This window comes from [Acidovorax] ebreus TPSY, from assembly GCF_000022305.1.
GTDB classification, from domain to species: domain Bacteria; phylum Pseudomonadota; class Gammaproteobacteria; order Burkholderiales; family Burkholderiaceae_C; genus Diaphorobacter; species Diaphorobacter nitroreducens.
The window spans coordinates 2198029-2223367 of record NC_011992.1 but is presented as its reverse complement, the minus strand read 5'-3'; the positions used below and the strand labels follow the sequence as shown (position 1 = coordinate 2223367).

General features: G+C 67.8%; 19 protein-coding genes and 1 pseudogene. 12 read left to right on the top strand and 8 right to left on the bottom strand.

Annotated elements, in window-relative coordinates; genetic code table 11:
- Window positions 1-3: 3 nt before the first annotated feature.
- Window positions 4-1533 (top strand): tripartite tricarboxylate transporter permease, encoded by a 1530-nt coding sequence (locus tag DTPSY_RS10385; RefSeq protein ID WP_015913553.1) that lies wholly within the window; start codon window positions 4-6, stop codon window positions 1531-1533.
- A 46-nt stretch (window positions 1534-1579) separates the two neighbouring features.
- Here DTPSY_RS10385 and DTPSY_RS10380 read toward each other — a convergent pair whose 3' ends face one another.
- The 3 genes from DTPSY_RS10380 to DTPSY_RS18100 are packed head-to-tail and all read right to left on the bottom strand — an operon-like array spanning window position 1580 to window position 5243.
- Window positions 1580-2773: a PepSY-associated TM helix domain-containing protein gene (locus tag DTPSY_RS10380; RefSeq protein WP_015913552.1), complete on the bottom strand. Its 1194-nt coding sequence runs from the start codon at window positions 2771-2773 to the stop codon at window positions 1580-1582.
- 23 nt (window positions 2774-2796) lie between these two features.
- Window positions 2797-4986 carry a TonB-dependent receptor gene (locus tag DTPSY_RS10375; protein WP_015913551.1) on the bottom strand — a complete coding sequence of 730 codons (2190 nt, stop codon included), beginning with the start codon at window positions 4984-4986 and terminating at the stop codon, window positions 2797-2799.
- The gene (locus DTPSY_RS18100; protein ID WP_094766846.1) at window positions 4983-5243 is read right to left on the bottom strand and encodes a hypothetical protein; all 261 of its coding nucleotides are present in this window, start codon (window positions 5241-5243) and stop codon (window positions 4983-4985) included. Before DTPSY_RS18100 ends, DTPSY_RS10375 begins: the two co-directional genes overlap by 4 nt.
- 307 nt (window positions 5244-5550) lie before the next feature.
- Between DTPSY_RS18100 and DTPSY_RS10370 the strand changes: the two genes are divergently transcribed.
- The 11 genes and pseudogenes from DTPSY_RS10370 to DTPSY_RS10320 all read left to right on the top strand — a co-directional run bounded on the left by DTPSY_RS10370 (window position 5551) and on the right by DTPSY_RS10320 (window position 19267).
- Window positions 5551-7065 carry a sigma-54 interaction domain-containing protein gene (locus tag DTPSY_RS10370; RefSeq protein WP_015913550.1) on the top strand — a complete coding sequence of 505 codons (1515 nt, stop codon included), beginning with the start codon at window positions 5551-5553 and terminating at the stop codon, window positions 7063-7065.
- Between the two features lie 190 nt (window positions 7066-7255).
- Window positions 7256-8455, top strand: a complete 1200-nt coding sequence (locus tag DTPSY_RS10365) for a substrate-binding domain-containing protein (RefSeq protein ID WP_015913549.1) — start codon at window positions 7256-7258, stop codon at window positions 8453-8455.
- Window positions 8456-8586: 131 nt separating this feature from the next.
- Complete coding sequence (locus DTPSY_RS10360) at window positions 8587-10107, top strand: extracellular catalytic domain type 2 short-chain-length polyhydroxyalkanoate depolymerase (protein ID WP_015913548.1); 1521 nt, start codon at window positions 8587-8589, stop codon at window positions 10105-10107.
- A 39-nt stretch (window positions 10108-10146) separates the two neighbouring features.
- Entirely contained in the window at window positions 10147-10929 is a 783-nt protein-coding gene (locus DTPSY_RS10355) for an ABC transporter ATP-binding protein (RefSeq protein WP_015913547.1), read from the top strand.
- Window positions 10926-11651, top strand: coding sequence for an ABC transporter ATP-binding protein (locus DTPSY_RS10350; protein ID WP_015913546.1), 726 nt, complete (start codon window positions 10926-10928; stop codon window positions 11649-11651). The genes DTPSY_RS10355 and DTPSY_RS10350 overlap by 4 nt, the downstream gene beginning before the upstream one ends.
- 32 nt (window positions 11652-11683) lie before the next feature.
- Window positions 11684-12709 (top strand): branched-chain amino acid ABC transporter permease, encoded by a 1026-nt coding sequence (locus tag DTPSY_RS10345; RefSeq protein ID WP_049760604.1) that lies wholly within the window; start codon window positions 11684-11686, stop codon window positions 12707-12709.
- Window positions 12710-12720: 11 nt separating this feature from the next.
- Window positions 12721-13788, top strand: coding sequence for a branched-chain amino acid ABC transporter permease (locus tag DTPSY_RS10340; RefSeq protein WP_015913544.1), 1068 nt, complete (start codon window positions 12721-12723; stop codon window positions 13786-13788).
- A gap of 51 nt (window positions 13789-13839) precedes the next feature.
- Entirely contained in the window at window positions 13840-16020 is a 2181-nt protein-coding gene (locus DTPSY_RS10335; RefSeq protein ID WP_015913543.1) for a 3-hydroxybutyrate oligomer hydrolase family protein, read from the top strand.
- 103 nt (window positions 16021-16123) lie between these two features.
- Window positions 16124-17251 (top strand): ABC transporter substrate-binding protein, encoded by a 1128-nt coding sequence (locus DTPSY_RS10330; RefSeq protein ID WP_015913542.1) that lies wholly within the window; start codon window positions 16124-16126, stop codon window positions 17249-17251.
- Window positions 17252-17297: 46 nt separating this feature from the next.
- Window positions 17298-18176, top strand: coding sequence for an alpha/beta fold hydrolase (locus tag DTPSY_RS10325; protein WP_015913541.1), 879 nt, complete (start codon window positions 17298-17300; stop codon window positions 18174-18176).
- 162 nt (window positions 18177-18338) lie between these two features.
- Window positions 18339-19267 (top strand): annotated as a pseudogene (locus DTPSY_RS10320) (VTT domain-containing protein).
- Window positions 19268-19337: 70 nt separating this feature from the next.
- Here the strand turns inward: DTPSY_RS10320 and DTPSY_RS18555 are convergent.
- From DTPSY_RS18555 to hemH, 5 genes are all read right to left on the bottom strand, one after another.
- Window positions 19338-19505 (bottom strand): hypothetical protein, encoded by a 168-nt coding sequence (locus tag DTPSY_RS18555; RefSeq protein WP_011804920.1) that lies wholly within the window; start codon window positions 19503-19505, stop codon window positions 19338-19340.
- A gap of 19 nt (window positions 19506-19524) precedes the next feature.
- Window positions 19525-20622, bottom strand: a complete 1098-nt coding sequence (locus DTPSY_RS10315) for a YeeE/YedE thiosulfate transporter family protein (RefSeq protein WP_015913540.1) — start codon at window positions 20620-20622, stop codon at window positions 19525-19527.
- Between the two features lie 107 nt (window positions 20623-20729).
- The gene (locus DTPSY_RS10310; protein ID WP_015913539.1) at window positions 20730-21683 is read right to left on the bottom strand and encodes a sulfurtransferase; all 954 of its coding nucleotides are present in this window, start codon (window positions 21681-21683) and stop codon (window positions 20730-20732) included.
- Window positions 21684-21819: 136 nt separating this feature from the next.
- Window positions 21820-24273, bottom strand: a complete 2454-nt coding sequence (locus DTPSY_RS10305; protein WP_015913538.1) for a Lon protease family protein — start codon at window positions 24271-24273, stop codon at window positions 21820-21822.
- Window positions 24270-25328 carry a ferrochelatase gene (gene hemH / locus DTPSY_RS10300; RefSeq protein WP_015913537.1) on the bottom strand — a complete coding sequence of 353 codons (1059 nt, stop codon included), beginning with the start codon at window positions 25326-25328 and terminating at the stop codon, window positions 24270-24272. Before hemH ends, DTPSY_RS10305 begins: the two co-directional genes overlap by 4 nt.
- Window positions 25329-25339 lie beyond the last annotated feature (11 nt).

The window sequence follows — 25339 nt, the reverse complement described above, 5'->3', positions numbered from 1 at the left end:
GCTATGGAAATCTTTGACGCATTGCTCGCAGGCTTTGCCACGGCGATCACGCCGGCAAACCTGCTGTGGGCCCTGGTGGGCTGCGCGCTGGGAACGGCCGTGGGTGTGCTGCCGGGCATCGGGCCGGCGGTGGCGGTGGCCATGCTGCTGCCCATCACGGCCAAGGTGGACATGACCGCCTCGATGATCTTCTTCGCGGGCATCTATTACGGCGCCATGTATGGCGGCTCCACGGCGTCCATCCTGCTGAATACGCCGGGCGAGACCGCCAGCATGGTCACGGCCATGGAGGGCAACAAGATGGCCAAGAGCGGGCGCGCGGGCGCGGCGCTGGCCACGTCGGCCATCGGCTCGTTTGTCGCCGGCACCATCGCCACGATGGTGGTGACGCTGTTCGCGCCGGGCGTGGCCGAGTTCGCGGTCAAGCTCGGCCCGCCCGAATACTTCATGCTGATGGTGCTGGCCTTCACCACGGTGAGCGCGGTGCTGGGCCAGAGCAGTCTGCGCGGCATGACGGCGCTGCTCCTGGGCCTGGCGCTGGGCTGTGTGGGCATGGACCAGATCTCGGGGGCCGCCCGCTACACCGTGGGCAAGATGGAGCTGCTGGACGGCATCGACATCGTGCTGGTGGCCGTGGGCCTGTTCGCCGTGGCCGAGGTGCTGTATGCGGCGCTGTACGAGGGCCGGGTGGAAGAGTCGCAGAACCAGATGGGCCGTGTGCACATGACGCGGCGCGACTGGCGCCGGTCCATTCCCGCATGGCTGCGCGGTACCGTGATCGGCACGCCCTTCGGCTGCATCCCGGCGGGGGGGACGGAGATTCCCACCTTCTTGAGCTACGCGACCGAAAAGCGTCTGGCCAAGGGCGAGGATAAGGCCGAGTTCGGCACCCGTGGCGCGATCGAGGGGGTTGCGGGCCCCGAGGCGGCCAACAACGCCACGGTGACCGCGGCGCTCATCCCGCTGCTGACACTGGGCATCCCGACCAGCAACACCACGGCCGTGCTGCTGGGGGCCTTCCAGAACTATGGGCTGAACCCCGGCCCGCAGCTGTTCACCACATCGGCCACGCTGGTGTGGGCGCTGATCGCGTCGCTGTACATCGGCAACATCATGCTGCTGGTGCTGAACCTGCCCATGGTGGGGCTGTGGGTGAAGCTGCTGAAGATTCCGCGTCCACAGCTCTACGCCGGCATCCTGATCTTTGCCACGGTGGGCGCCTACGGCATGCGCCAGAGCACGTTCGACCTGTTCCTGCTGTACGGCATCGGCTTGCTGGGCGTGCTGATGCGGCGCTTCGACTTCCCTACGGCGCCCGTGGTGGTGGGCATGATCCTCGGGCCGCTGGCCGAGGCGCAGCTGCGCAACGCGATTTCCATCGGCGAGGGCAGCTGGATGATCTTCCTGCAGCGCCCCATGGCCGTGACGCTGCTGGTGATCGTGCTGGCCGTGCTCATCGTGCCGCGCGTGCTGCGCCGCTGGGCCGAGCGCAACCTGGCCCATGCGCGCCAGAGCGTGGACGATGTGAGTTGATGGAGCGCTGCGCGTCGGCGCTACCCGCGCCGGCGCGCGCGCGGCCTTAGCGCAGCACCCGGGCCGCCACCGGGCCTGGCTGGGGTGCAGGCCCGCTGCCGGGGCCTTCCTGCCGGGCCGCAGCGGCCGCGCCCTGCGGCTGCGTGCGGCGCCGCGCCACCCACAGGTACAGGCCGCTGCCCAGCACGATGATGGTGGCGATGTCGAGCACGGCCCAGAGGATCTGCATGGGCATGCCCGCGTAGTCGCCAAAGTGCAGCGGCTGCGACACCAGCAGGGCCGTCAGGTACCACGGTAGCTCCGGCGCGGCGGTGACCTTGGCGGTGCGCGCGTCGACCAGCACGGGCTCCAGCAAGCGCGAGGTGAGCGGCGCATCACCGCGCAGGAAGAAGGTGTTGTGGTGCGGGCTGGAGAAGGCCGTGCCCGGGAACGCAATGAACGACAGCCGCGTGCCCGGCGCCTGGGCCAGCGCTGCGTCCAGTGACTGCTGCAGGGAGCCGCGCTCGGCGACGGGCGTCAGCGGCTGGCCTTGGTAGGGCGCCAGCAGCGCGGTCAGCTCGTCGTGCTGCCAGTACTTGACGATCAGGTCGGCCCAGGTGTTGACCACCCCCGTGGCGCCGACCACGCAGGCCCACACCAGCGTCACGATGCCCAGCAGGTTGTGCAGGTCCAGCCATTTCACGCGCGTGGAGCGGTCGCGGCGCACCTCGCCGAACTGCAGCTTGCGCATGAAGGGCGCGTAGAGCACCACGCCGCTGATGATGGCGACCACCAGCAGCAGGCCCATGAACCCGAGGAACAGCTTGCCCGGCAGGCCCGCGAACAGGTCTACGTGGAGCTTGAGCATGACCCACATGAAGCCCTGGTCGAAGCGCGGCTGGGCCAGCACTTCGGCCGTGCGCGCGTCCACGGCGACGGAGCGGAAGTCGTCCGTGGGAGCCGGCGTGGGCGTGAGCGTCACAAACCACAGGTCGGTGCTGTCATCGGGCTGCGAGGCGTACTGCACCACGCGGTCCGGGTGCTGCGCCTGGGCCACCGCCAGGATGCGGTCCAGGCTGGCGCGGGGCGTGTCCGCCGGCATGGCGGGGGCCTCCACCTCGGTGCCGAGCAGGTGCCCGATCTCGTGGTGAAAGATCAGCGGCAGGCCGGTCAGGCACAGCAGCAGCATGAAGACCGTGCAGACGAGGCTGCTCCACTTGTGCAGCCAGGTCCAGGTCTTGAGGGTGTTGGGTGTCAGCATGGCGTTGGTGCGTCCGTAGGGGGTCAGAAATCCACGCTGGCGCTCAGCGTGAAGGTGCGCGGTGCGCCTACCACCAGATAGCCTGATCCGGGGTAGCCGCCCGCAGAGGCCCAGTAGTTGCGGTTGGTGGCGTTGTCCACGCGGGCGCGCAGTGTCAGCAGCCGGCCGCCGACCTCGGTCAGATAGCGCACGCCCAGGTCCAGGCGCGTCCAGGCGGGCAGGCGCAGGGTGTTGGCATCGTCGGCGTAGCTCGCGCCGGTGTGGACCACGCGCGTGTCCAGGGCGAGGCCCCGCACGCCCGGCACATCCCATTCCACTCCGGCATTGGCCTGCAGGCGCGGTACGCCGATCACGCGGTTGCCATCCAGCGCGGCGGTGCCCGTGGCGCGCTGCTTGGCCTGCAGCCAGGTGGCGCCACCCAGCAGGCGCAGGCCGCGTGCGGCTTCGCCATAGACGTTGAACTCCATACCCTGGTGGCGGTCTTCGCCGGCGGCGGTGAAGACGTTGTCGGCATTCACCAGCGCGCGCGGGCGCGTGGTGCTGAAGAGCGCCACCGAGCCGCCGATGCGGCCGGCGTCGTACTTGACGCCGATTTCCTTCTGTTTGGAAACGTAGGGCGCGAGCTGCTGCCCGTGGTTGACGACCGGAACGCCGTTGGCCGTGGCCGGGGCCGTTTCGCCCTGGCTCAGGCTCTCGATGTAGTTGGCGTACAGCGACAGGCGGGAGCTGGCCTTGAACACCACCCCGGCCGCGGGGCTGATGCGGCTCTTGTCGTAGCTGCCCAGCGGTGCCGAGGTTCCGTAGGCGTAGTCCTGGACCTTGATGCTCTGGTGGCGCGCGCCCACGGTGAGCAGCAGCGTGTCGTCCATGAAGGCCAGCGTATCGCCCAGGGCAAAGCTGGCCAGGCGCGTGCGCCCCGTGAGGTTGGGGTGTGCCAGGTCGCCGCCATGCAGCGCGCCGGCGCTGAATGCGGGAGCGGCATAAGGGGTGTAGCCATACAGGTTGGCGGGCAGCGTGTTGCCGTAATCCATCACATAGGCGTTGTCCTTCTCGAAGTCGAAATACGAGGCGGAAGCCACCCATTCGTGTCCCACGCTGCCGGTGCGCAGCTTGCCGCGCACGCCCAGCTCGCCCGTGTTCACGCGGTCTTTGCGTGTGTTGTCGAAGCGGTAGACGCTGCCCGCGCCGGTGTCGGAGTTGGTTACCCTCAGGTTCGCCAGCGAATTGGCCTCCTTGCTGCGGCGCATGCCCCAGGCACCCCAGGCGGTGATGTCGGGAGTGAGGTCGACTTCGCCGCGCAGCGTACCGAAGAGGTCGCGCTCGTTGGAATACGACCAGGGCTGGGAGAAGTTGGCCTGGGCATCGGGCGCGGCGGGGATGCTGGTGGCCAGGGGGCCTAGTGTCACGTTGCTGCGCGTACCCTTGAGCTTGTTGTCCTGCCAGCCGATGTCCCCCGACAGGCGTACGTTACGGCTGCGCCAGTCCAGCCCCACCGAAAGCAGGCCCAGGCGGCTTTCCTCGTGATCAATGGCGGTATCGCCATCGCGCAGCGCGGCATTCACGCGGATGCCGGTGCTGCCCTCGGGGCCGAAGCGGCGCGCCAGGTCGAGCGCAGCGTGTCCGTAACCTCCCGACCCGGTGCCCAGCGTCACGCGGGACAAGGGCTCGTTCGGCGCGCGCTTGGGCAGCAGGTTGATGGAGCCCCCCGCGCCGCCCCCAAAGGGCGCCGCCCCCGTGAGGAAGGTGGCTGCGCCCCGCAGGACCTCGACGCGCTCGAACAGTTCGGTGGCGATGTACTGGCGCGGCAGCAGGCTGTACAGGCCGTTGTAGGCCACGTCGTCGGAGCCGACCACGAAGCCGCGAATGAAATACGCCTCCTGGAAGTTGCCGAAGCCCCGCGCCATGCGCACGCCAGAGTCGTTTTGCAGCACTTCGCCCACGCTGCGGGCCTGCTTGTCCTGGATGAGTTCGTTGGTGTACGCGGTGATGCTGAAGGGCGTCTCCTGCGGGTCGCGCGTCCCCAGGATGCCGACGCGCCCGCCGCGCGCCACCTGGCCGCCCGCATAGGCCGGCGACAGGCCCTGGGCCGACGCGTCGGCGCTGGCGTTGACCTCAACGGTGGGGAGTTCAGGCGCGGATGGCGTGCCCTGCGCATGCGCCATGGACTGCAGCGCGACAAAGATGGCCAGGGCTAGAGGGGTGGGGCGGTTCATGGTTGTGGTGGGTGGGAGGAAACAGAGTCAAGGGCGGCGGAGGGCTTGGCGCGCGGGACCAGCGCGCACCAGGTCATCACGGCAACGGGCAGGCCAAGCGCGAACCATGACCATCGGTCGCCCCAGTGGTCGGACACCAGTGCGCTCAGCAAGCCGCTGGCGGTGAGCACGCCCAGCACGCAAGGCCAGAGCCAGAGGGAGGGCCGCGATGGCGTGGGAGGCCGCGGGGTGGACGGGGAAAGGCGGGTGTCGTTCATGGTTGGGCCGGTCAACAGCGGTGGGCGTTAAGGGCGTGCAGAAGCTGTGCGCTGACAGTAAAAGGCATAAGAACGAGAGTGATTGGCGTTTATGTTTATTGACGCACCGCTGCCTCGTTCAACGCCCTAGACAGAGTGCGCCGGGTACCGCCGCGCAAGCGCAGCGCGGCCAGCGCCCGGGGGACGGCCGCCCCCGGGACCTCCCCACCAGAGAGCACGCTTGCACAGGCGCGGAGTATAGCTCTATGTTGAGAATGGTTCTTATTAATTTGCAATGCGCGTCGAACGCCGGCGTTACCATCCGACCATGCCCCTGCATACCGACGCCTCGCCCTTGCCGCTGGATGCGCAGGGCATCCTGGAACTGGCTGCGCGCTCCATGTTCCAGCTCTTTTCCACCATGAGCCAGGGCATGTTCCTCGTGGACCTGAGCGGGCGCATCGTGTGGGTCAACGAGGGCTACCGCCGCTTCCTGCCCGACCTGGGCGTGCATTCGGTCCATGACTTCGTGGGCCGCATGGTGGAGGAGGTGATTCCCAACACCCAGATGCGCCAGGTGCTGGAGACGGGCCAGCCCGTCCTGGTGGACCTGCTGACCAACAAGGCCGGCACGTTCGTGGTCAGCCGCATTCCCCTGCATGGGGATGATGGGCGCGTGATCGGCGCCATTGGCATCGTGTTGTTCGACCATCCGGAAACCACGCTGCAGCCGCTGATTGCCAAGTTTGCACAACTCCAGCGCGAGCTGGACGATGCGCGGCGCGAGCTGGCCGCGCAGCGCAGCCGGCTGCCCGTGGCTGGCCCGGGGGTGCGCCGTGCCAAGCACACGTTCGCCAGCTTCGTGGGTGCCAGCCCCGCAGCCACCGAGGTGAAGCGCCAGGCGCGCCGCGCGGCCCAGTCCCAGAGTCCGGTGTTGCTGTTGGGCGAAACCGGCACGGGCAAGGAGCTGCTGGCCCATGCCATCCACGCGGCTTCCACGCGGGCACAAGGTCCCTTCGTGAGCGTCAATATCGCCGCCGTGCCCGACACATTGCTGGAGGCAGAGTTCTTCGGTGTAGCCCCCGGTGCCTACACCGGTGCCAGCGTGCGGGGCCGGGAGGGCAAATTCAAGCTGGCCGACGGGGGCACGTTGTTCCTCGACGAGATCGGTGACATGCCCTCCAATCTGCAGGCCAAGCTGCTGCGCGCCCTGCAGGAAGGTGAAATCGAGCCCCTGGGTTCCAATCAGCTCGTACCGTTCGACGTGCGCGTGGTAGCCGCCACTTCGCGCGACTTGGCCGCGCTGGTGCGCGACGGCCTGTTCCGCGAAGACCTCTTCTATCGCCTGCATGTGCTGCCCATCCGCGTGCCACCGCTGCGGGAGCGGCGTGCCGACATCCCGGCCCTGGTGGAGGCCCTGGCCGACGACCTGGCTCTGCGCAATGGCATCGCCCCGCCCGAGCTGCTGCCCGATGCACTGGCCCTGCTGGGCGCGCAGGCATGGCGCGGAAACATCCGCGAACTGCGCAACGTACTGGAGCAGGCTGCCATGCGCAGCGAAACGCTGACCGTCGATGCGGAGCAATTGCGTCAGGTGCTGCGCGAAAGCGGCGTCGAACCCGCAGCGCCCACACCCGATGCGGGCGGGGTTTCTAGCGGCGACGATGGCGCGGCGCTGCTGCGCCCATTGGCCGTGCAGGTGGCAGAGCTGGAGCGCCGCGCCATAGCTGCAGCGCTGTCATTGCATGGAGGCAACAAGCTCGCCACGGCGCGGCACCTGGGCATCTCCCGTGCCACGCTCTACGAACGGATGGGGCAGCCCTTGGCTAACCCTGATAAATAAATAGACAAATGCCTGAAATTAAGGCATTCAATTTGTCTGTAAATTAGTCAAAAAAACCGCAGCGGCTGGAAATTCGCAGAAAATGTCGCCGAAGTGACGTCTGGTGATCTGTCCGGCGACCATGTCGGGCCACTTGCGCCCTGGCATGGTGCGTGCAATGTGTTTGTCATACTCAAAAGAGGAGACACGCATGCACCATCGCAGCCTCGCGGCGCGGGCCGGCGGCCTGGCCGCAGCCCTGGCGGCCGCTCTGACCGCGCCGTTGGCACTGGCTCAGTCCGAGATTCGCATCGCCCATGTCTATAGCAAGACCGGGCCGCTCGAAGCCTATGGCAAGCAGACGCAGGCAGGGTTGATGATGGGGCTGGATTACGCCACTGGTGGGACCATGGCGGTGGCGGGCAAGAAGCTCGTGGTGATCGAGAAGGATGACCAGGGCAAGCCAGACCTGGGCAAGAGCCAGCTGGCAACGGCGTATTCCGACGATAAGGCGGACCTGGCGGTGGGCCCCAGCGCCTCGGGTGTGGCGTTGGCCATGCTGCCGGTGGCGGAGGAATACAAGAAGATCCTGCTGGTCGAGCCCGCGGTGGCGGACTCGATCACCGGTGACAAGTGGAACAAGTACATCTTCCGCACGGGCCGCAATTCCAGCCAGGACGCGATCGGCAACGCCGTCGCCATCGACAAGCCCGGCACCCTCATCGCCACCCTGGCGCAGGACAACGCCTTTGGCCGCGACGGTGTCAACGCCTTCAAGGATGCCATCAAGACAGCCAAGCTGGTGCATGAGGAATACCTGCCCGCGGCCACCACCGACTTCACCGCGGGCGCGCAGCGCCTGATAGACCGGCTCAAAGACCAGCCGGGCAAGAAGGTGATCTGGGTGCTGTGGGCCGGGGCTGGCAACCCGTTCAAGATCAACGACATGGATCTCAAGCGCTACGGCATCGAGATTGCCACGGGCGGCAACATCCTGCCCGCGATGGCGGCGTTCAAGGGCATGCCGGGCATGGAAGGCGCCACGTATTACTACTTCGGCATCCCGAAGAACCCGGTGAACGAGGCATTGGTGTCCATGCACTACAAGCAGTTCAAGACGCCGCCAGACTTCTTCACGGCCGGTGGTTTCTCGGCCGCCATGGCGATCGTGACGGCGCTGAAGAAAACCGGCGGCGACACGAAGACCAATACGCTCATCAAGGCGATGGAGGGCATGAGCTTCGATACACCGAAGGGCACCATGACCTTCCGCAAGGAAGACCACCAAGCCATGCAGAGCATGTACCACTTCCGCATCAAGAACGACCCGGCGTTTGCGTGGGGCGTACCCGAGCTGGTGCGCGAGATCAATCCGCAAGAGATGCAGGTACCGATCCGCAATAAGCGCTGATCGCCCCCCGTGCAAGGCGCGCCGGCGAAGCCTCGCCCGGCCGCCCACACGTCGTTTGTATTCCTCGATGAACCCCGGGCCACACGGGGCGGACTTGCGCACACCGCGCCCCTTTGACAGGAGACCAAAGCATGCCATTCCATCGTTTTCTGCTCGCTGCTGCGTTGGCATCCGCCGGCATGGCGCAGGCGGCGGCGCCGCTGGGCCAGTACAACATCGACACGGGCAAGATCAGCGTTTCAGGGCTGTCCTCAGGCGGCTTCATGGCCAACCAGCTTGGCAATGCGTACTCGTCCACCTTCATGGGCGTGGGCGTCTTTGCCGCGGGGCCGTACATGTGCGCGGGCCACAACAACTACACGGCCTGCATGTACAACGCCAGCATCAGCGCCAGCCAGCAGAGCGCGATGCAGGGCAGCATCGACAGCTACAGCGCCAACGGCACCATCGATGGCAAGTCCGGCATTGCCGCTCAGAAGATCTACATCTTCACGGGCACCAGCGACTACACCGTGGGGCCCAACCTGACCGATGCGCTGCAGACCCAGTACCTCAACAATGGGGTGCCTGCGGGCAACATCACGTACGTCAAGCGCAGCGGGACCGCGCATGTGCTGCCCACCGACTTTGACAGCACGAGCAACAACGCTTGCAGCAGCAGCACCTCGCCCTTCATCAGCAACTGCGGTTATGACGGCGCGGGAGCGGTGCTCTCACATTTCTATGGCGCGCTGAATGCGCGCAACAACGCCCCTGCGGCAGCCAACTACATCGAGTTCGATCAAAGCGCCTATACCGCCGGCAACCCGGGCATGGCCGCCAACGCCTGGCTGTACGTGCCCGCAAGCTGCGCCAGCGGCGCGCAGTGCAAGCTGCACGTCGTGCTGCACGGCTGCCAGCAGAGCACCGACAAGATCGGCGACAAGTTCGTTAAGAACACCGGCTATAGCCGCTGGGCCGATACCAACCAGATCATCCTGCTGTTCCCGCAGACCCGGATCGACAACACCAGCCGCAGCACCGCCAAGAGCGGGTCGCTGGCCAACCCCAACGCCTGCTGGGACTGGATCGGCTGGTACGGCGGCAATTTCGCGCACAAGAGCGGCGCGCAGATGGCCGCGATCAAGGCCATGGTGGATCGCATCGCTTCCGGTGCAGGTTCGGGCGACGGCGGCGGCACCACGCCACCTAACGATCCGGTCCTGCCGGCGCCCACCGGCCTCAGCCTGTCGGGCGCCACCGCCACAAGCATGAACCTGGCCTGGAATGCCGTGGCTGGCGCCAGCGGCTACAACGTCTACCGCAACGGCAACAAAGCCAACGCCCTTACCGTCTACGCCACCAGCTATACCGACTCGGCGCTGACCGCTTCCACCACCTACAGCTGGGCGGTGCGTGCGGTGGACGCCAACGGCGCAGAGGGTGATGCGTCGAACGCCGTGAGCGGCACCACGCTCGCGCCCACGCAGTCCCCTGGGACCTGCACCACAGCCAGCAACTATGCGCACACACAAGCGGGGCGCGCCTACCAGCAGGGCGGCTACACCTACGCTAATGGCTCCGGCCAGAGCATGGGGCTGTGGAACGTGTTCGTGACCACCACGCTCAAGCAGACGGCCACCAATTACTACGTGATCGGCACCTGCCCCTGACGCGCACCGACCGCGGCATCGGCACACAAGTACGCACCCATGAGCGCCTTGGCCACCCAGGACCTGACCATCCGCTTCGGCGGGCATGTGGCGGTGAACGCCGTGACCTGTGCCTTCGCGCAGGGCACGCTCACGGCCATCGTGGGGCCCAATGGCGCGGGCAAGACCACGTACTTCAACCTGATCTCGGGCCAGCTCAAGGCGACGGCAGGTCGCGTGTCGCTCCATGGCCAGGACCTCACGGGCCTGCCGCCTTCTGCGCGCACGCGCGCCGGCCTGGGCAGGGCGTTCCAGCTCACCAATCTGTTTCCGCACCTGTCGGTGCTGGAGAACGTGCGCCTGGCCGTGCAGGCCGCGCAGCCGGGGCGGCACCGGCGCGGCCTCAACCTGTGGAGCATCTGGAGCGACCACGCCGCACTCACCGCCCGTGCGCAGGGCATCCTGCATGCCGTGGCCTTGGCCGACCGCCAGGACATGCCGGTCGCCAGCCTGCCGCATGGGGACCAGCGCAAGCTGGAGGTGGCGCTGCTCATGGCGCTGGACCCGCAGGTCTACATGTTCGACGAGCCCACGGCTGGCATGGGCCATGACGAGGCCCCCGTGATCCTGGACCTGATACGCGCGCTCAAGAAAGACAAGACCAAGACCATCCTGCTGGTCGAGCACAAGATGGACGTGGTGCGCGAGCTGGCCGACCGCATCATCGTGCTGCACAACGGCGTGCTCGTCGCGGACGGCGAGCCCGCCGCAGTGATCGCGTCGCCGATCGTGCAGCAGGCCTACCTGGGCACGGCGGCGTCGGCTGCGGAGGCTGAGGCATGAGCGCACCGCTGCTGAAGCTGTCCGGCGTGCACACGCACATCGGGGCATATCACATCCTGCATGGCGTTGATTTGGCCGTGCCCCGCGGGCAGCTCACGCTGCTGCTGGGGCGCAACGGCGCGGGCAAGACGACGACCCTGCGCACCATCATGGGTCTGTGGCGCGCCAGTGCCGGGACCATCACCTTCGGCGGCCAGGGCATCGCGGCCTGGGAGACGCCGCGCATTGCCCAGCAGGGCATTGCCTACGTACCCGAGAACATGGGCATCTTTGCCGACCTGACGGTGAAGGAAAACCTGCTGCTGGCCGCGCGTGGCGCGCGCACCGCGGCGCAGATGGACAGCGCGCGGCTGGAGTGGATCTTCCGGCTCTTTCCCGCCGTGGAAAAGTTCTGGAATCACCCCGCGGGCAAGCTCAGCGGCGGGCAAAAGCAGATGGTGGCCGTGGCACGCGCCATCGTGGAGCCGCGCGAGTTGCTCATCGTGGATGAACCCAGCAAGGGACTGGCGCCCGCCATAGTCAACAACATGATCGACGCCTTCGCCCAGCTCAAGGCCAGCGGCACCACCATCTTGCTGGTGGAGCAGAACCTGCACTTCGCCCAGCGCCTGGGCGACCAGGTGGCGGTGATGGACAACGGTGTAGTGGTGCATGCCGGCCCCATGGCTGCACTGGCCGAGGACGAGGCGTTGCAGCAGTCGCTGCTGGGGCTGTCGCTATGAACAGGTTTGAACAAAATCGGCCTGTAGCGCCCATGCAGCAATCGCGAGTAGCTATTAAAAGTGAAGCTACCGGGCGGGGCGCAATAGCCATCGACTGGACACCCCTGGCGCTGGTACCGCTGCTGGCGATCGCGGTGCTGCCCTTCATCGGATCGGCCAGCACCTGGCTCACCCTCACGGTTGCGGGGCTGGCCATGGGCATGATCATCTTCATCATCGCCTCCGGCCTCACGCTGGTGTTCGGGCTCATGGACGTGCTGAATTTCGGCCATGGCGTGTTCATCGCGCTGGGCGCGTTTGTCGCCACCAGCGTGCTGGGCGCGATGAGCGACTGGACTGGGTCGGCCGCGCTGTGGCGCAACCTGGTGGCCGTGCTGCCCGCCATGGCCGTCGCCATGCTGGTGGCCGGCGCGGTGGGCCTGGCATTCGAGCGCCTGATCGTGCGCCCCGTGTACGGCCAGCATCTCAAGCAGATCCTCATCACCATGGGCGGGATGATCATCGGCGAGGAACTGATCAAGGTCATCTGGGGACCACAGCAGATTCCGCTGCCGTTGCCCGAGGCCATGCGGGGCGCGTGGCTCGTCGGCGAGGCGGCCGTGGAAAAGTACCGCGTGCTGGCCGTTGGCGTGGGGCTGGCGGTGTTCGCGCTGCTGGCGTGGACCCTTGCGCGCACCAAGCTGGGCCTGTTGATCCGCGCCGGCGTGCAGGACCGCGAGATAGTCGAGAGCCTGGGCTACGGCGTGCGGCGGCTGTTCGTGGGCGTGTTCGTGGCTGGCAGCGCGCTGGCGGGGCTGGGCGGCGTGATGTGGGGGCTGTACCAGCAGAACGTGGTGCCGCAGATGGGGGCCCAGGTGAACGTGCTGATCTTCATCGTGATCATCATTGGGGGACTGGGCAGCACGGGTGGTGCGCTGATCGGTGCGTTGCTCGTGGGCCTGATGGCCAACTACACGGGCTTCCTGCTGCCGAAGGTGGCGCTGTTCTCCAACATCGCGCTCATGGTCGCCATCCTGCTGTGGCGGCCGCAGGGCGTGTACCCGGTGGCCAACCGTTGAGGAGCGCGTCGATGCTGAACCGACTCCTGTCCGGCGACTATCCCCGCAGCAAGGTGCTGGCTGTGCTGCTCATGGCCTGCCTGCTGGGGCTCGCCGTGGCGCCGTTCGCCTTTGCGGGCGTGAAGGCGCTCAACGTGGCGGCCAAGGTGCTGGTGTTCGTGGTGCTGGTCGCCAGCTTCGACCTGCTGCTGGGCTACACGGGTATCGTGAGCTTCGCGCACACCATGTTCTTCGGCATCGGCGCCTACGGCATCGCCATCGCCACCAGCCGCCTGGGTGCTACATGGGGCGCGCTGGCCGTGGGGCTGGGGTGCGCGCTGCTGCTGTCATTGCTGCTGGCGCTGGCGATCGGATTGTTCTCGCTGCGCGTGCGCGCCATCTTTTTCGCCATGATCACGCTGGCCGTGGCGGCGGCGTTCCAGACGCTGGCTTCGCAGCTCTCGGACTGGACGGGCGGCGAGGACGGCCTGACCTTCAAGCTGCCCGAGTGGCTGTCGCCCAGCTTCGAGCCCTTCGAGGAGGAGGTGCTGGGGGTGCTGATCGACGGGCGCCTCATCACCTACTACCTGCTGTTCGTCACGGCTGTGGTGCTGGTGCTGGCGCTGTTGCGCATCGTGAACTCGCCCTTTGGCCGTGTGCTGCAGGCCATCCGCGAGAACGAGTTCCGTGCCGAGGCCATCGGCTATCGCGTGGTGGTGTACCGCACGCTCTCCAGCGTGCTGTCCGCGCTGTTCGCCTGTGCGGCGGGTGCCATGCTGGCCCTCTGGCTGCGCTACAACGGGCCGGACACGTCGCTCAGCTTCGAGATCATGATGGACTGCCTGCTCATCGTCGTGATCGGCGGCATGGGCACGATCTATGGTGCCGTGGTCGGCTCCGTGCTCTTCGTGGTGGCGCAAAGCTACCTGCAGGACCTGTTGGGCGTTGCCCATGAGGCTGCCTCTGGTCTTCCCTGGCTGGCCGCACTCCTGTCGCCCGACCGCTGGCTGCTGTGGCTGGGCCTGCTGTTCGTGCTCTCGGTCTATTACTTCCCCACCGGTGTGGTGGGGCGCCTGCGTTCCCTGCGTGCCCCGCCTTGATGGGTGCGCGTTTTTTCTCGTACTGGCATTACCACAACCTTAGGAGACAACATGCGAGTGAATGAACGAGTGACGATGCGTTGGGCGCTGACGGCGCTGGCGGGGGCCACGCTGGTGGCCTGTGGCGGCGGATCGGATCCGTCCAACGATCTGCCCCAAGGCATCAAAGAAATCAGCGCCACGGTGTACCCGGCCACGACCGTAGGCACGGGCGCCACGGCGGCTACCCAGGACCTGCTGACGGGCGGTATTGGCAAAACGGGCCTGGGCGCCGCGGCCGCGCCCGCCTATGCCGACCCGGCCAACCCCACGGCGGCGGAACTGCGCCGCAATGCGCTGTTTTCCAACTACCGCGGCATCCTGGACTACACGGCCAAGGGCGGCTATGGCACGCTGTACGGCCCCAACATCACGGCCGAAGGCCAGGTGACCGCCAGTGAAGGCCTGATCCCAGGCCGTGAATACCTCGCTGTGCAGGACGATGGCTCCGGCCGCAAGCAGACCGTGATCGCCGTGCAGGTGCCCGACAGTTTCAACACCAGCAACCCCTGCATCGTGCTCGGCCCTTCGTCCGGTTCGCGCGGCGTGTACGGTGCCATCGGCACGGCGGGGGAGTGGGGCCTGAAGAAGGGCTGCGCCGTCGCGCTGACGGATGCCGGCAAGGGCGTGGGCCTGCACAACCTGGCCGACGACACGGTCAACAAGGTCGACGGCACGCGCGCCACGCGCACGGCGGCGGGGGCGCTGAGCTTCTTTGCTGCCAATCTGACGGATGCGGTGCGCTCGGCGTACAACGCGGCCTTCCCCAATCGCATTGCCATCAAGCACGCGCACTCGCAGCAAAACCCCGAGAAGGATTGGGGTGCGGACACGTTGGCGGCAGGCCGCTATGCGCTGTATGTGCTGAATGCGCGCTATGGCACGGCAGACAACCCGGTACCGTTCACCAAGGGCAACACGCTGGTGATCGCGGGCTCCGCCTCCAATGGCGGCGCCGCCTCGCTGCGCGCAGCCGAGCAGGACGGCGAGGGCCTGATCGACGGCGTGGTGGCTTCCGAGCCCGTGACCGAAATACCCACCGCCGCCGGCTATGGCATCCAGTTCGACGGCGCGGCGGTCGCTGGCTACGGCAAGACCCTGGCCGAGTACACCACCTGGGGCAACATCTACCAGCCCTGCGCCGCGCTGGCGGCCGACGCGGCCATCAACGAGACATCGATCTACAACTACATCACCCTCACTGCCATGACTGCGCGCGCCACGGCACGCTGCGACGGCCTGGCGGCCAAAGGCCTGGTGAGTGGCGCCACCACGCAGGAGCGTGCGGCCGACGCCCTGGCCAAGCTGCGTGCCTATGGCTGGAACGCCGAGAACAACACCATGCACAACGCCCACTATGCGCTGGGCAACGGACCCATCCTGTCGGCCATGTACACCATGGCCTATGGCCGCTTTGGCGCGGATGCCAACCTGTGCGGGTCCAGCTTTGCCGCTGCCAATGCCACGGGCGACGTGATTGCCGCCGCGCCCACGGCGCTGGCCCAAAGCGCCGCCACCGCGAACGGCACAGCCAATGGGACGCCCGCCACGGTGATCTACAACGACTCGGTGGGAGGCGCCAAGTCCTGGCCCTTCGCCGTGTCGCCCTCTACCGGCGTGGCGGACTTCGGGCTGGACAACGCGCTGTGCCAGTATGCGCTGGTCAGCGGCAAGGACCCCGTGACCGGTGCGGCCCTTACGGCGGCCAGCACGCCGACCAAGGCGCAGAGCGACGCCGTGCGCAGCGGCGTGGCCGAGGTGCTGCACAACGCCAACCTGCGCGGCAAGCCGGCGATCATCGTCGCCGGCCGCAGCGATGCGCTGGTGCCGGTCAACAACAACGCGCGTGCCTACGCGGCGCTCAATCGTGCTGTGGAGGGCGCGTCGAGCAAGCTGCGCTACGTGGAAGTCATGAACGGTCAGCACTTCGATGCGTTCCTGCCCTTCTCAGGTTTCGACACGCGCTTCGTGCCGCTGCATCCGTACTTCAACCAGGCCATGGACGTGATGTGGGCGCACCTGAAGAACGGCGGCCCGCTGCCCGCAAACCAGGTCGTGCGCACCACGCCGCGCGGCGGTACCGCGGGAGCGGCGCCGGCCATTACCGCAGCCAATGTCCCGCCGTTCGCCATGAGCCCCGCCCCCGCCGACCAGATTGGCTTTGTGGGCACATCCATCAGCGTGCCGCGTTGAGGCTGCGCGGCTGAAGAGGCCCCGCCTGTGCCCCGGCATCCGGGGCAGGGCCGGGGCCCCTGCGTGGGGACTGCGTTTGGTGCTTCGAAAGGAAGGGACGGGCATGCGCAAGCTGAGGTGTTGGGTTGGCGGGTTGCTGCTGTCTTTGGCGGCTCTCGCGTCATCGGCCGCAGAGGTGGTGATCGGGCAGGTGGCGCCGCTGTCGGGCGTGCTCGCGTCCACGGGCGAGCAGATGGTGCTGGGCGGCAAGGTGTACTTTGACGCCGTCAACGCGCAGGGGGGTGTGCATGGCGCCAAGATCCGCCTGCAGGTGGAGGACGATGGCTACAAGGTGGACGACACCGTGCGCCTGACGCGTGCCATGCTCGACCGCCCTGAAGTCGTTGCCCTGTTCGGCTTTGCCGGCACGGCCAACATTGCGCAGTTGCTGGCCGACAAGGTGCTGGAGCAGGGCGGTGCGGCCCTGGTGGCGCCGTACACGGGCGGCGAGGTGCTGCGCACACCCTTCAACCCCTGGATCTTCCATGTGCGCGCGGGCTATGCCGATGAAGCCGAGCACATGGTGCAGCAGCTCGCCACGCTGGGCATCACGCGCATTGCCGTCATGTACCAAGACGATGGTTTCGGCAAGGCGGGGCTGGCCGGAGTGGAGGCGGCGCTGGAGCGGCGCCAGCTCAAGCTGGTAGCCGCGGCCGGCTATGAGCGCAACACCGACAACGTGGACTCCGCGGTGCAGACCATCCGCGCCATGGATGCGCAAGCCGTGATCATGATCGCCGTCAACAAGCCGGCTGCCGCATTCACCAAGCGCTACCGCGAGCAGGGCGGCGGCGCGCGGCTGTTCAACATCTCCGTGGTGGACCCCGCCGAAATCGTGAAGCTGGCGGGGCTGAAGAACGCGCACGGCCTGGCCATCAGCCAGGTGGTGCCGTACCCCTATCGGCCTCAATTGCCCGTGGTGCGCGAGTATCAGCAGTTGCTCAAGAAATACGCGCCAGAGGCCGAGATCAACTACACCAGCTTCGAGACCTTCCTGGGCGCGAAGGTCCTTGTCGAGGCCCTGCGCCGTGCCGGCCCGCAGCCTACCAGGGCACGCGTGCTGCGTGCACTGGAGTCGCTGCAGGGGTTCGATCTGGGTGGCGTCACGCTGAACTACGGGCCGAACAACCGTGTCGGCTCGCGCTTCGTCGAGGTCACGGTGATCGGGGGCAACGGCCGGCTCATGAAGTGAGGCGCGCCCGCGGCGATCACACTCTCCCCTGCACAAAGGCTGCACCATGTCCTTCGTCTCACGCTACGTGCGCTGCGCCGGCTATGAAATCCACCTGACCGACTGGGGCGCGCCCGGCGCGCCGGTGGTGGTGGCCTGGCATGGCCTCGCACGCACCGGACGCGACATGGACGAGCTGGCCGCACACCTGGCGGCCCATGGCTGGCGCGTGTTGTGCCCCGACACCCTGGGTCGCGGCCTGAGCCAGTGGAGCCGTGATCCGCAGCGCGAATACACGCTGGCTTTCTATGCACGCGTTGTGGAGGAGCTGCTGGACCAGCTGGGTGTGCAACAGGTGCAGTGGGTGGGTACGTCGATGGGCGGCGCCATCGGCACCGTGTGCGCCGCCGGCCTGCTGGCGCCGCGCCTGCACGGGCGCATCACGCACCTGGTGCTCAACGACAATGCCCCGCAGCTGGCAGGCCCCGCGCTGGAGCGCATCAAGGCCTATGCGGGCCAGCCGCCCCAGTTCGATACCGTGATGGAGTTGGAGGCCTTCTTTCGCCGCACCTACGCGCCGTTCGGCTGGCTCAGCGATGCGCAGTGGCTGCGCCTCACCGAGACCTCGCTGCGCCGCCTGCCCGATGGGCGCGTGACCCCGCACTACGACCCGGCCATGGTGCAGCAGTTCACGCGGCATGAGAACGACTATCTCGTCTGGCCGCACTACGACCGGCTCGACATTCCCGTGCTGTGCCTGCGCGGGGCCGAGTCCGATCTGGTGCTGCCCGCGGTGGTGCAGGAGATGCAGCGCCGGGGCCCGGGTGCACGCGGCCTGCTGGAGGTGGTCGAGGTGCCGGGCTGCGGCCACGCGCCCGCGCTCAACGTGCCGCAGCAACTGGCCTGGGTGCAGCGCTTTTTGCAGGGCCTGCCCGCGCAGGGGTGAAGCGGCGCACGGCTTGCGCGGTGTGCCTGCATTGTCGCCATCCACGCAACGCAGTTTCCTTATTTCAGGTCTCACTCGGCGCAGCCGTTCCAGCTAGCATGTGAGGCTTGCATTGCCTGGGCGTCAGCGGCGACGCCGGCACGGCATGAAGGGAACCGCGACATGGGCTTTCTGGTGGATCTGATTCGCGAATACGGCCTGGGCGTCGTGTTCCTGAACGTGCTGATCGAGCAGCTGGGCGCGCCCATTCCCGCCTACCCGGTGCTGGTGGTCACGGGGGCGGTGGCGGGCGACGACTGGCAGCATGGCGCACGCATCGTGCTGTTGGCCGTGGCGGCCGCGCTCATGGCCGACCTGCTGTGGTACCAGGCCGGCAAGTCCTACGGCCATCGTGTGCTGGGGCGCATCTGCCGCATTTCGCTGTCGCCCGATGCCTGCATCCGCCAGACGGAATCGCTCTACGGCCGCTGGGGCCCCAAGTCGCTGCTGATTGCCAAGTTCGTTCCAGGCTTTGCGTCGATCGCCAGTGCGCTTGCGGGTGTGGTGGGCACGCCGCGGTCGGTCTTCGTGCTGTACGACACGCTGGGTGCGTTGATCTGGGTGGGCTCGGCAGTGTTGCTGGGATCGCTGTTCAGCACCACGGTCGAGGACCTGCTGGCCGTGCTCACAGCGCTGGGCCAGGGGGGATTGGTATTGCTGGCGGTGGGGCTGGGCGTGTTCATTCTGCGCAAGTGGTGGCAGCGCCAGCGCACGGTGCGCTCGCTGAAGATGCCTCGCGTGTCGGTGCAGGAGTTGCGCGGCATGCAGGCCCAGGGGGTCAGGCCTACAGCGCGGGCCATATTCCTGGCGCCCAGGCGTGGGAGCTGCGCCCCCGGGACGCGGCAGCACCCCACGCCCATCTATTGCCGCAGGACGCGCATCCGCACGGCGTGGTCATCTATTGCGACTGCCCGGCAGAGATATCGGCCGCCCGGCTGGCGCGCCAGCTACAGCGCGCAGGCTTTTCCAACGTGCGCCCGCTGCTGGGCGGGCTGCAGGCCTGGCAGGACGCCGGGTTCGAGGTCGCCAAGCCGTCTGCCGATACGCCCTGATACCGCTCGCCGCGCCAAGCAACAAGGCCTCCGTGTGGAGGCCTTGTTGCGTTGTGCCCGGAGAAGGACGTCAGTCCGGCATGGAGCAGTGCCCGCCCGAGGCGGCCTTGCCCGAGCCGGCCGCGATCAGCGGCGCCTCGAAGCGCAGGTCCACCGGGGCGGAGTTGCTGTAGTCCCAGGCCAGGAAGGCGGCGAGCACGGCCCAGAAGGCCAGGCGCAGTGTGGTGTGTCGTGTCATGGCGTTGCGCTCCTCGTGTTCAGAAGCCGAAATGGCGGCGGATGCGCAGGCCGAAGATCGTTCCTGCGAAGGCCAGCGGCACCCAGATCCAGCCGTGGATGCTGCCCGTGGAGATGCCCGACAGCATGGCGCCGACGTTGCAGCCGAAGGCCAGGCGCGAGCTGTACCCCAGCAGCAGGCCCGCGACCAGGGCCACGGCCCATTGCGTGCCCGTCAGCGCCTTGGCCGTGACCGGCTTGCCGGCCGACACCCACAGAGCGCCCCCGAGGATGCCGATGTTGGTGATGCTGGTCACGTCCAGCAGCACGGTCTCCTGCAGACGGGCGGCATTGCCGGGCTGGCTCCAGAACCAGTTGCCCGCCAGGTCCGCGGCGCCGCTGGCCTGGGCGAGTTTTGCCGCCCACAGACCAAAGCCGTAAACCACACCCCAGGGCTGGCCGGCGATCACCAGGTTCAGCGTGGCCAGCAGCGCCAGCAGCACGGCGCCCACGATCCACCTGCGCACCAGCAGCGGCTGGGGCTGCGTTCCTTGCGGTCTCTGGGCACGGCGCGCATACCAGCGCACCCCCACCGCGACCACGGCCAGCACCGCCAGCGTGATCAACAGTGCCTGTTGCCAACCGAAGCGATTGACCAAACCGACGGGCTGCGCGCGGCCGAGGTCCAGCCAGAAGCCCAGGTGCATCGAGCCCAGGAAACTGCCGAGCGCGAACAGCGGCAGGATCGCCGCGTTCATCGGAATGCCCAGGCCCGCCTTGTACAGCGTGCCGCTGCCGCAGCCGTCGGCAATCTGCATGCACAGCCCGAATACGAAGGCGCCGACCAGCAGGCTCACGCTGGGTGGGCCCAGGGCGGCCGTCAGTTCAGGAAAGTGGCCCAGCAGCGGCATGGCCATGGCTGCGGCCAGCGCCAGCAGCAGCAGCTGGCCCATGACGCCGCTGGCGTCCTTGTCCTCGATGAGCATGCGCCAGCCCGTGGTGAAGCCAAAGCGCTGGCCGGCCAGCACCGCGCCCAGGCCCAGACCCACGGCGAACAGGACCGCTTGCCGCACGGACACGGCCCACAGCAGCCAGCCCAAGAAAATGGCCAGCAGGGTCGCAAGAGGGAGTCGTTTCATGGAAGAGGGCTAGAGATTCAAAAAAGTGAGCTGCTAGCGCTTGCCTGGCAAGCGCTAGAGGCCGATTTGACTATGAAGCTGTCAGGTGCCCAGCGCAGTGGGCTGGCTTACTTGAGCTTGCGTTCCCACCACTGCTTGGCGTCGTAGGCCAGTGCCTCGGCGCGGGTGGGCTGGTTCGCCATCAGCGGCGGATCCTGGGACTGGGTCCAGTCCACCATGGAGCCGGCATACAGCTTCACGCCGGGCAGGCCCGCCACTTCGGACAGGCCGAACCAGTCGGTGGCCGCCCAGTGGCCGGTATTGCAGAACGCGACCATGTCCTGGCCCTGTTCGCGCTTGACCTTGGCGGCGATCTGCCGGGCCGTCGCCGCATCCACGAAGGTGGAGGTGCCGGGAACGAACCACTGGTTGAAGTCCAGCTGCTGTGCGCCCGGCAGGGTGCCTGACACCTTGGCCGCCGGCGCACGCACCTTGCCCTGGTAGAAGGCATCGGGGCGCGAATCCACCAGTGCGGCGTTGCTCAGGCGAATGTGCTGGCCCACGTCCTCGCGCGTGGCCAGCAGGCGGGTGTCGAGCGTGGGCGTGTACTGGCTGGCCGCGACCTGTGGCACCTCGGCCGTCAACGGAAGCTGGGCTTGGCCCCAGGCCTTCATGCCGCCATTGAGGATGGAGAGTTCCTTGAGGCCCAGCAGCTTCAGCGTCCAGTACACGCGCGCCGCAGCGCCGAAATCCGTCGGGTCCGCGCCCGTGGAGACCACCACGGCATGCGTGGTGGGCGTGAGCCCCAGCGACTGCACCAGCGCGGTGAGCCGGGGCAGGTCGGGTAGTTCACCCGGGTTGCTGGCGGGGCCGCGCCACTTGCCGTAGGGGGCATTCACCGCACCCGGAATGTGCTGGGCGCCGTAGCTGGCGGGGTCGCGGATGTCGATCACGCGCGGCGGCGTGGCCTGCGTTGTCTGGGCCTTCAGTTCGGCGGGCGTCAGCAGTGGCTGGGCTGCCCACGCCGCAGGGGCCACATGGGCGGCCGTGGCGAATACCGCGAGGGCGAGCAGTTTTTTCATGGCGATCTCGAAAACAGTCGTTCAGGGAAGGGCGTCATTGTCCCGCGCCCTTGAGCCTCATCAACGACAGAATCGGATTGTTCTTATAGCCAATATGGATAAGCCAGGCCCGGCCCACCGCGGCGCCGGGCGGCTTTCAGAGGCCGCTGCCGAGCCTGCGCGGCACGCGCCGCCGCCCCAGCGCCATGGCCTGCCACGCGCGGCGGTAGGCCAGCAGCGTGCTTTCGGCGCGCGCCCGCACGCTGCCTTCCCACGGCTCGCCGGGGGTGAGGCCCGCGTGCGTACCAGTGAGCAGCGCAATGCCCTCGCTGACGTGCTGCGCCGTATAGACGTGAAAGCGCCCCGCCGCGACCGCATCTACCACGGCGGGCGAGAGCATCAGGTGGCGCTGGTTGCGTGCCGGAATTAGCACGCCCTGCGTGCCGGTCAGGCCCGCGTGCGCGCACACGCGGAACCAGCCCTCGATCTTCTCGTTCAGCCCGCCCACGGGCAGCACCTCACCGTGCTGGTTGAGCGCGCCGGTAACCGCGATGTCCTGGCGCAGCGGCAGGCCCGACAGCGACGACAGCAGGGCATACAGCTCGGCGCAGGAGGCCGAGTCGCCCTCAATGCCGCTGTACTCCTGCTCCAGCACGATGGACGCGTTGAGCGCCAGCGGCGCCAGGTGTCCGAACAGCGCGCTGAAATAACTGTGCAGGATGAGCACGCCCTTGTCGTGGATCGGGCCGGACAGCTCGACCTCGCGCTCGATGTTGACCAGGCCTTCTTGGCCCGCATGCGTGCGCGCGGTGATGCGCACCGGAAAGCCGAAGCGGTAGTCGCCCAGGTCGATCTGCGTGAGCGCATTCAACTGGCCGACGCGCGTGCCGTCCAGCGTGATGAGCAACTCGCCCTCGGCAATCGATTCGTGCAATGCCTCCTCGGGGGCGTTGTGGCGCTGGCGCTTGGCGATCAGTGCGGCTTCCACGTCGGCCGCATCGGTCTGCGCCGCGCCGCGTGCCCGCGCCTGGGCCGCGCTTTCGAGCAGCAGGGCTTCCAGCAGGGAAAAGCGCGCGCTCTGGCGCGACTGGTCGTCGGCCTCGCGGTGGGTGAATTCCAGCAGGCGGGCCACGGCCGCGGCGCTGCAGTGCGGCAGGCCGCGGCGGGCGCACGCGCGCGCGATGAACACGGCGCTGGCGTAATGCGTCTGGGCGCTGGCGGTGAAGCGCTCGGCAAAATCCACCTTCACGCGAAAGCGCTGCGCCAGGTCTTCGTCGCCCTCCTGCAGCACGTAATACTCGACGGCGGTGCCGATCAGCACGAGCTTGACCTCCACATCCACCCCCTCGGGCTGCAGCGCCACTGTCGGCCCACCACCGCCATGGCTGGCGGCGGTGTCCTCGACCGCCAGGCGGCTGCAGCGCAGGAAGCGGCGCAGCCGTTCCCACAGCGGCGTATCGCCCAGCAGGTCGCGCAGGAACAGCATCAGGTAGCCGCCGTGCGCACGCAGCAGGCCGCCGGCGTGGATGCTGGAGAAATCGGCATACGGCGCGTCTTCCCCGGATTCGTACTGGATGTGGCCGAACAGGTTGCGCAGCTGCGGGTTGTCTTCGACCACCACTGGCGCGCCTTTCAGGGAAGCGTTGTCCACCGCCAGGTTCACCTGGCACAGCGCCAGCAGGTTGGCCAGTTGGTCGCGGCGTTCCTCTTCCTGCGGATCGTCGGGCTGCTCGCCTTCGTGAGGCACGAAGAGCTCAAGGTCGTCGAGCACCTCGCGCTGCACCTGGTCGAGCCAGCGTCCCAGCTTGACCGCGTCCTTGATCTGCTTGCGCAGGCCCTGGCGGATGTCGTCCAGACCGTGCGTCACCAGCGGGCCGGCGCTCTGGCGCAGAAGCTGCGCCAGCGCATCGTCGCGCGCGCGCTCCAGCGGGCGGGTCTGTTCCAGGAAGCGCACGATCTCGGCGCGCAGTTCCTGCTCGGCCAGCTCGATGGCGGCGCGCTCGGGTGCGCCGAGCGCTGCGCCATCGGCCTCCGTCAGCGGCTCGCCGCCCGGGCCCAGCAGGGTGAACACCATCTGCCCTTGTTCACGCGACAGGCGAAACCGCCGTGCACGCGCGAAGTCGGCCAACTGGCTGAAGGCGCGCGCCTCGTCGCTCTGGTAGCGCTTGTGGATGCGCTCGCGCTCGTTCTTCACGTCCGGCGCAGCCAGGCGCTTGGGGATCTCCGCCTCCAGCTGGCGGCTCCAGCTCGCCATCTGGTCGCGCAGCTGGCGCCCCTGGCCCGCGGGCAGGCGCAGGGCGCGTGGACGTTCGGGTGCGTCAAAGTCGTGCAGAAAGCACAAGTCCGGCGGCACGGGCCGGCTGGCGGCCGCTTCGTCCATGGCCTGGCGCATCAGCGACGCACGGCCGCTGCCGACCTCACCCAGCACGAACAGGTGGTAGTCCGGCTGTTGCATGGTCAGCCCGAACCGGGCCGCATCGAACGCGCGCTGCTGGCCGATCCACGGCAGGGGCTCGGCCACCAGCGCGCGCGTGTCGTCAAAGCCCAGGCTCTCGGGGCGGATGCTCAGGCGCAGCTGGCCGGGTGCGAGTGCCGTGCAGGGCGCGCTCATGGCTGGCTCCAGCCCGCCAGGTGCTGTTGTGCGATGCGGCTCAAGGCAGTGATCCAGGCGGGGTTGTCGTTCAGGCAGGGGATGTAGCGGAAGTCCTGGCCGCCTGCGTGCAGGAAGGCCTCGCGTGCCTCCTGGTTGATCTCCTCCAGCGTTTCCAGGCAGTCGCTGGTGAAGCCTGGGCACATCACGTCCACACGGCGTGTGCCGCCCTGTGCCAGTGCCACCAGCGAGGGTTCGGTGTAGGGCTCCAGCCAGCGGGCCTTGCCGAAGCGCGACTGGAAGGTCAGCAGGTACCGGTCTTCGCCCAGCCCCAGCGCCTGCGCGAGCAGCCGGGCCGTGGTGCGGCATTGCTCCGCGTAGGGGTCACCCAATCGCACATTGCGTTCGGGAATGCCGTGAAAGCTCATCACCAGCTTGTCCGCCGGGCCGCCCTCGCGCTGCCAGTGCGCGCGCACCGACTGGGCCAGCGCGGCAATGTAGTCCGGGTGGTCGTGGTAGTCGTTCACGAAGCGCAGCTCGGGAAAGCAACGCGAGCGGCGCACCCACGCGGCCACGTCGTCGAACACGCTGGCGGTGGTCGTGGCCGAGTACTGCGGGTACAGCGGCAGCACCAGCACGCGGCGCACGCCGGCGTCTTGCAGCACCTGCAGCTGCGCACCAATGGCCGGCTGACCGTAGCGCATGGCGGGCAGTACACGCACCGGCTGGCCGGCCTCGCCCAGCCAGCCGCGCAGCATCACCGCTTGCTTGGCCGTCCATACGGCGAGCGGGGAGCCTTCTTCCGTCCAGATGCTGGCGTACTTGGCGGCCGACTTGGCCGGCCGCGTGCGCAGGATGATCCCGTACAGCAGAGGCAGCCACAGCGCCCGCGGAATTTCCACCACCCGCGGGTCGCCCAGGAACTGCGCCAGATAGCGGCGCAGCGCTGGTGCGGTGGGGGCGTCTGGCGTGCCCAGGTTGCTCAGCAGAATGGCGGTGCTTTCGCGTGCTGCGGCGGTCGGGATCGAAGAGGCTGAGGCCGTCTGTGCGGCATGGTGAGAAGGCGAGGCGGGCATGCGGTGATTGT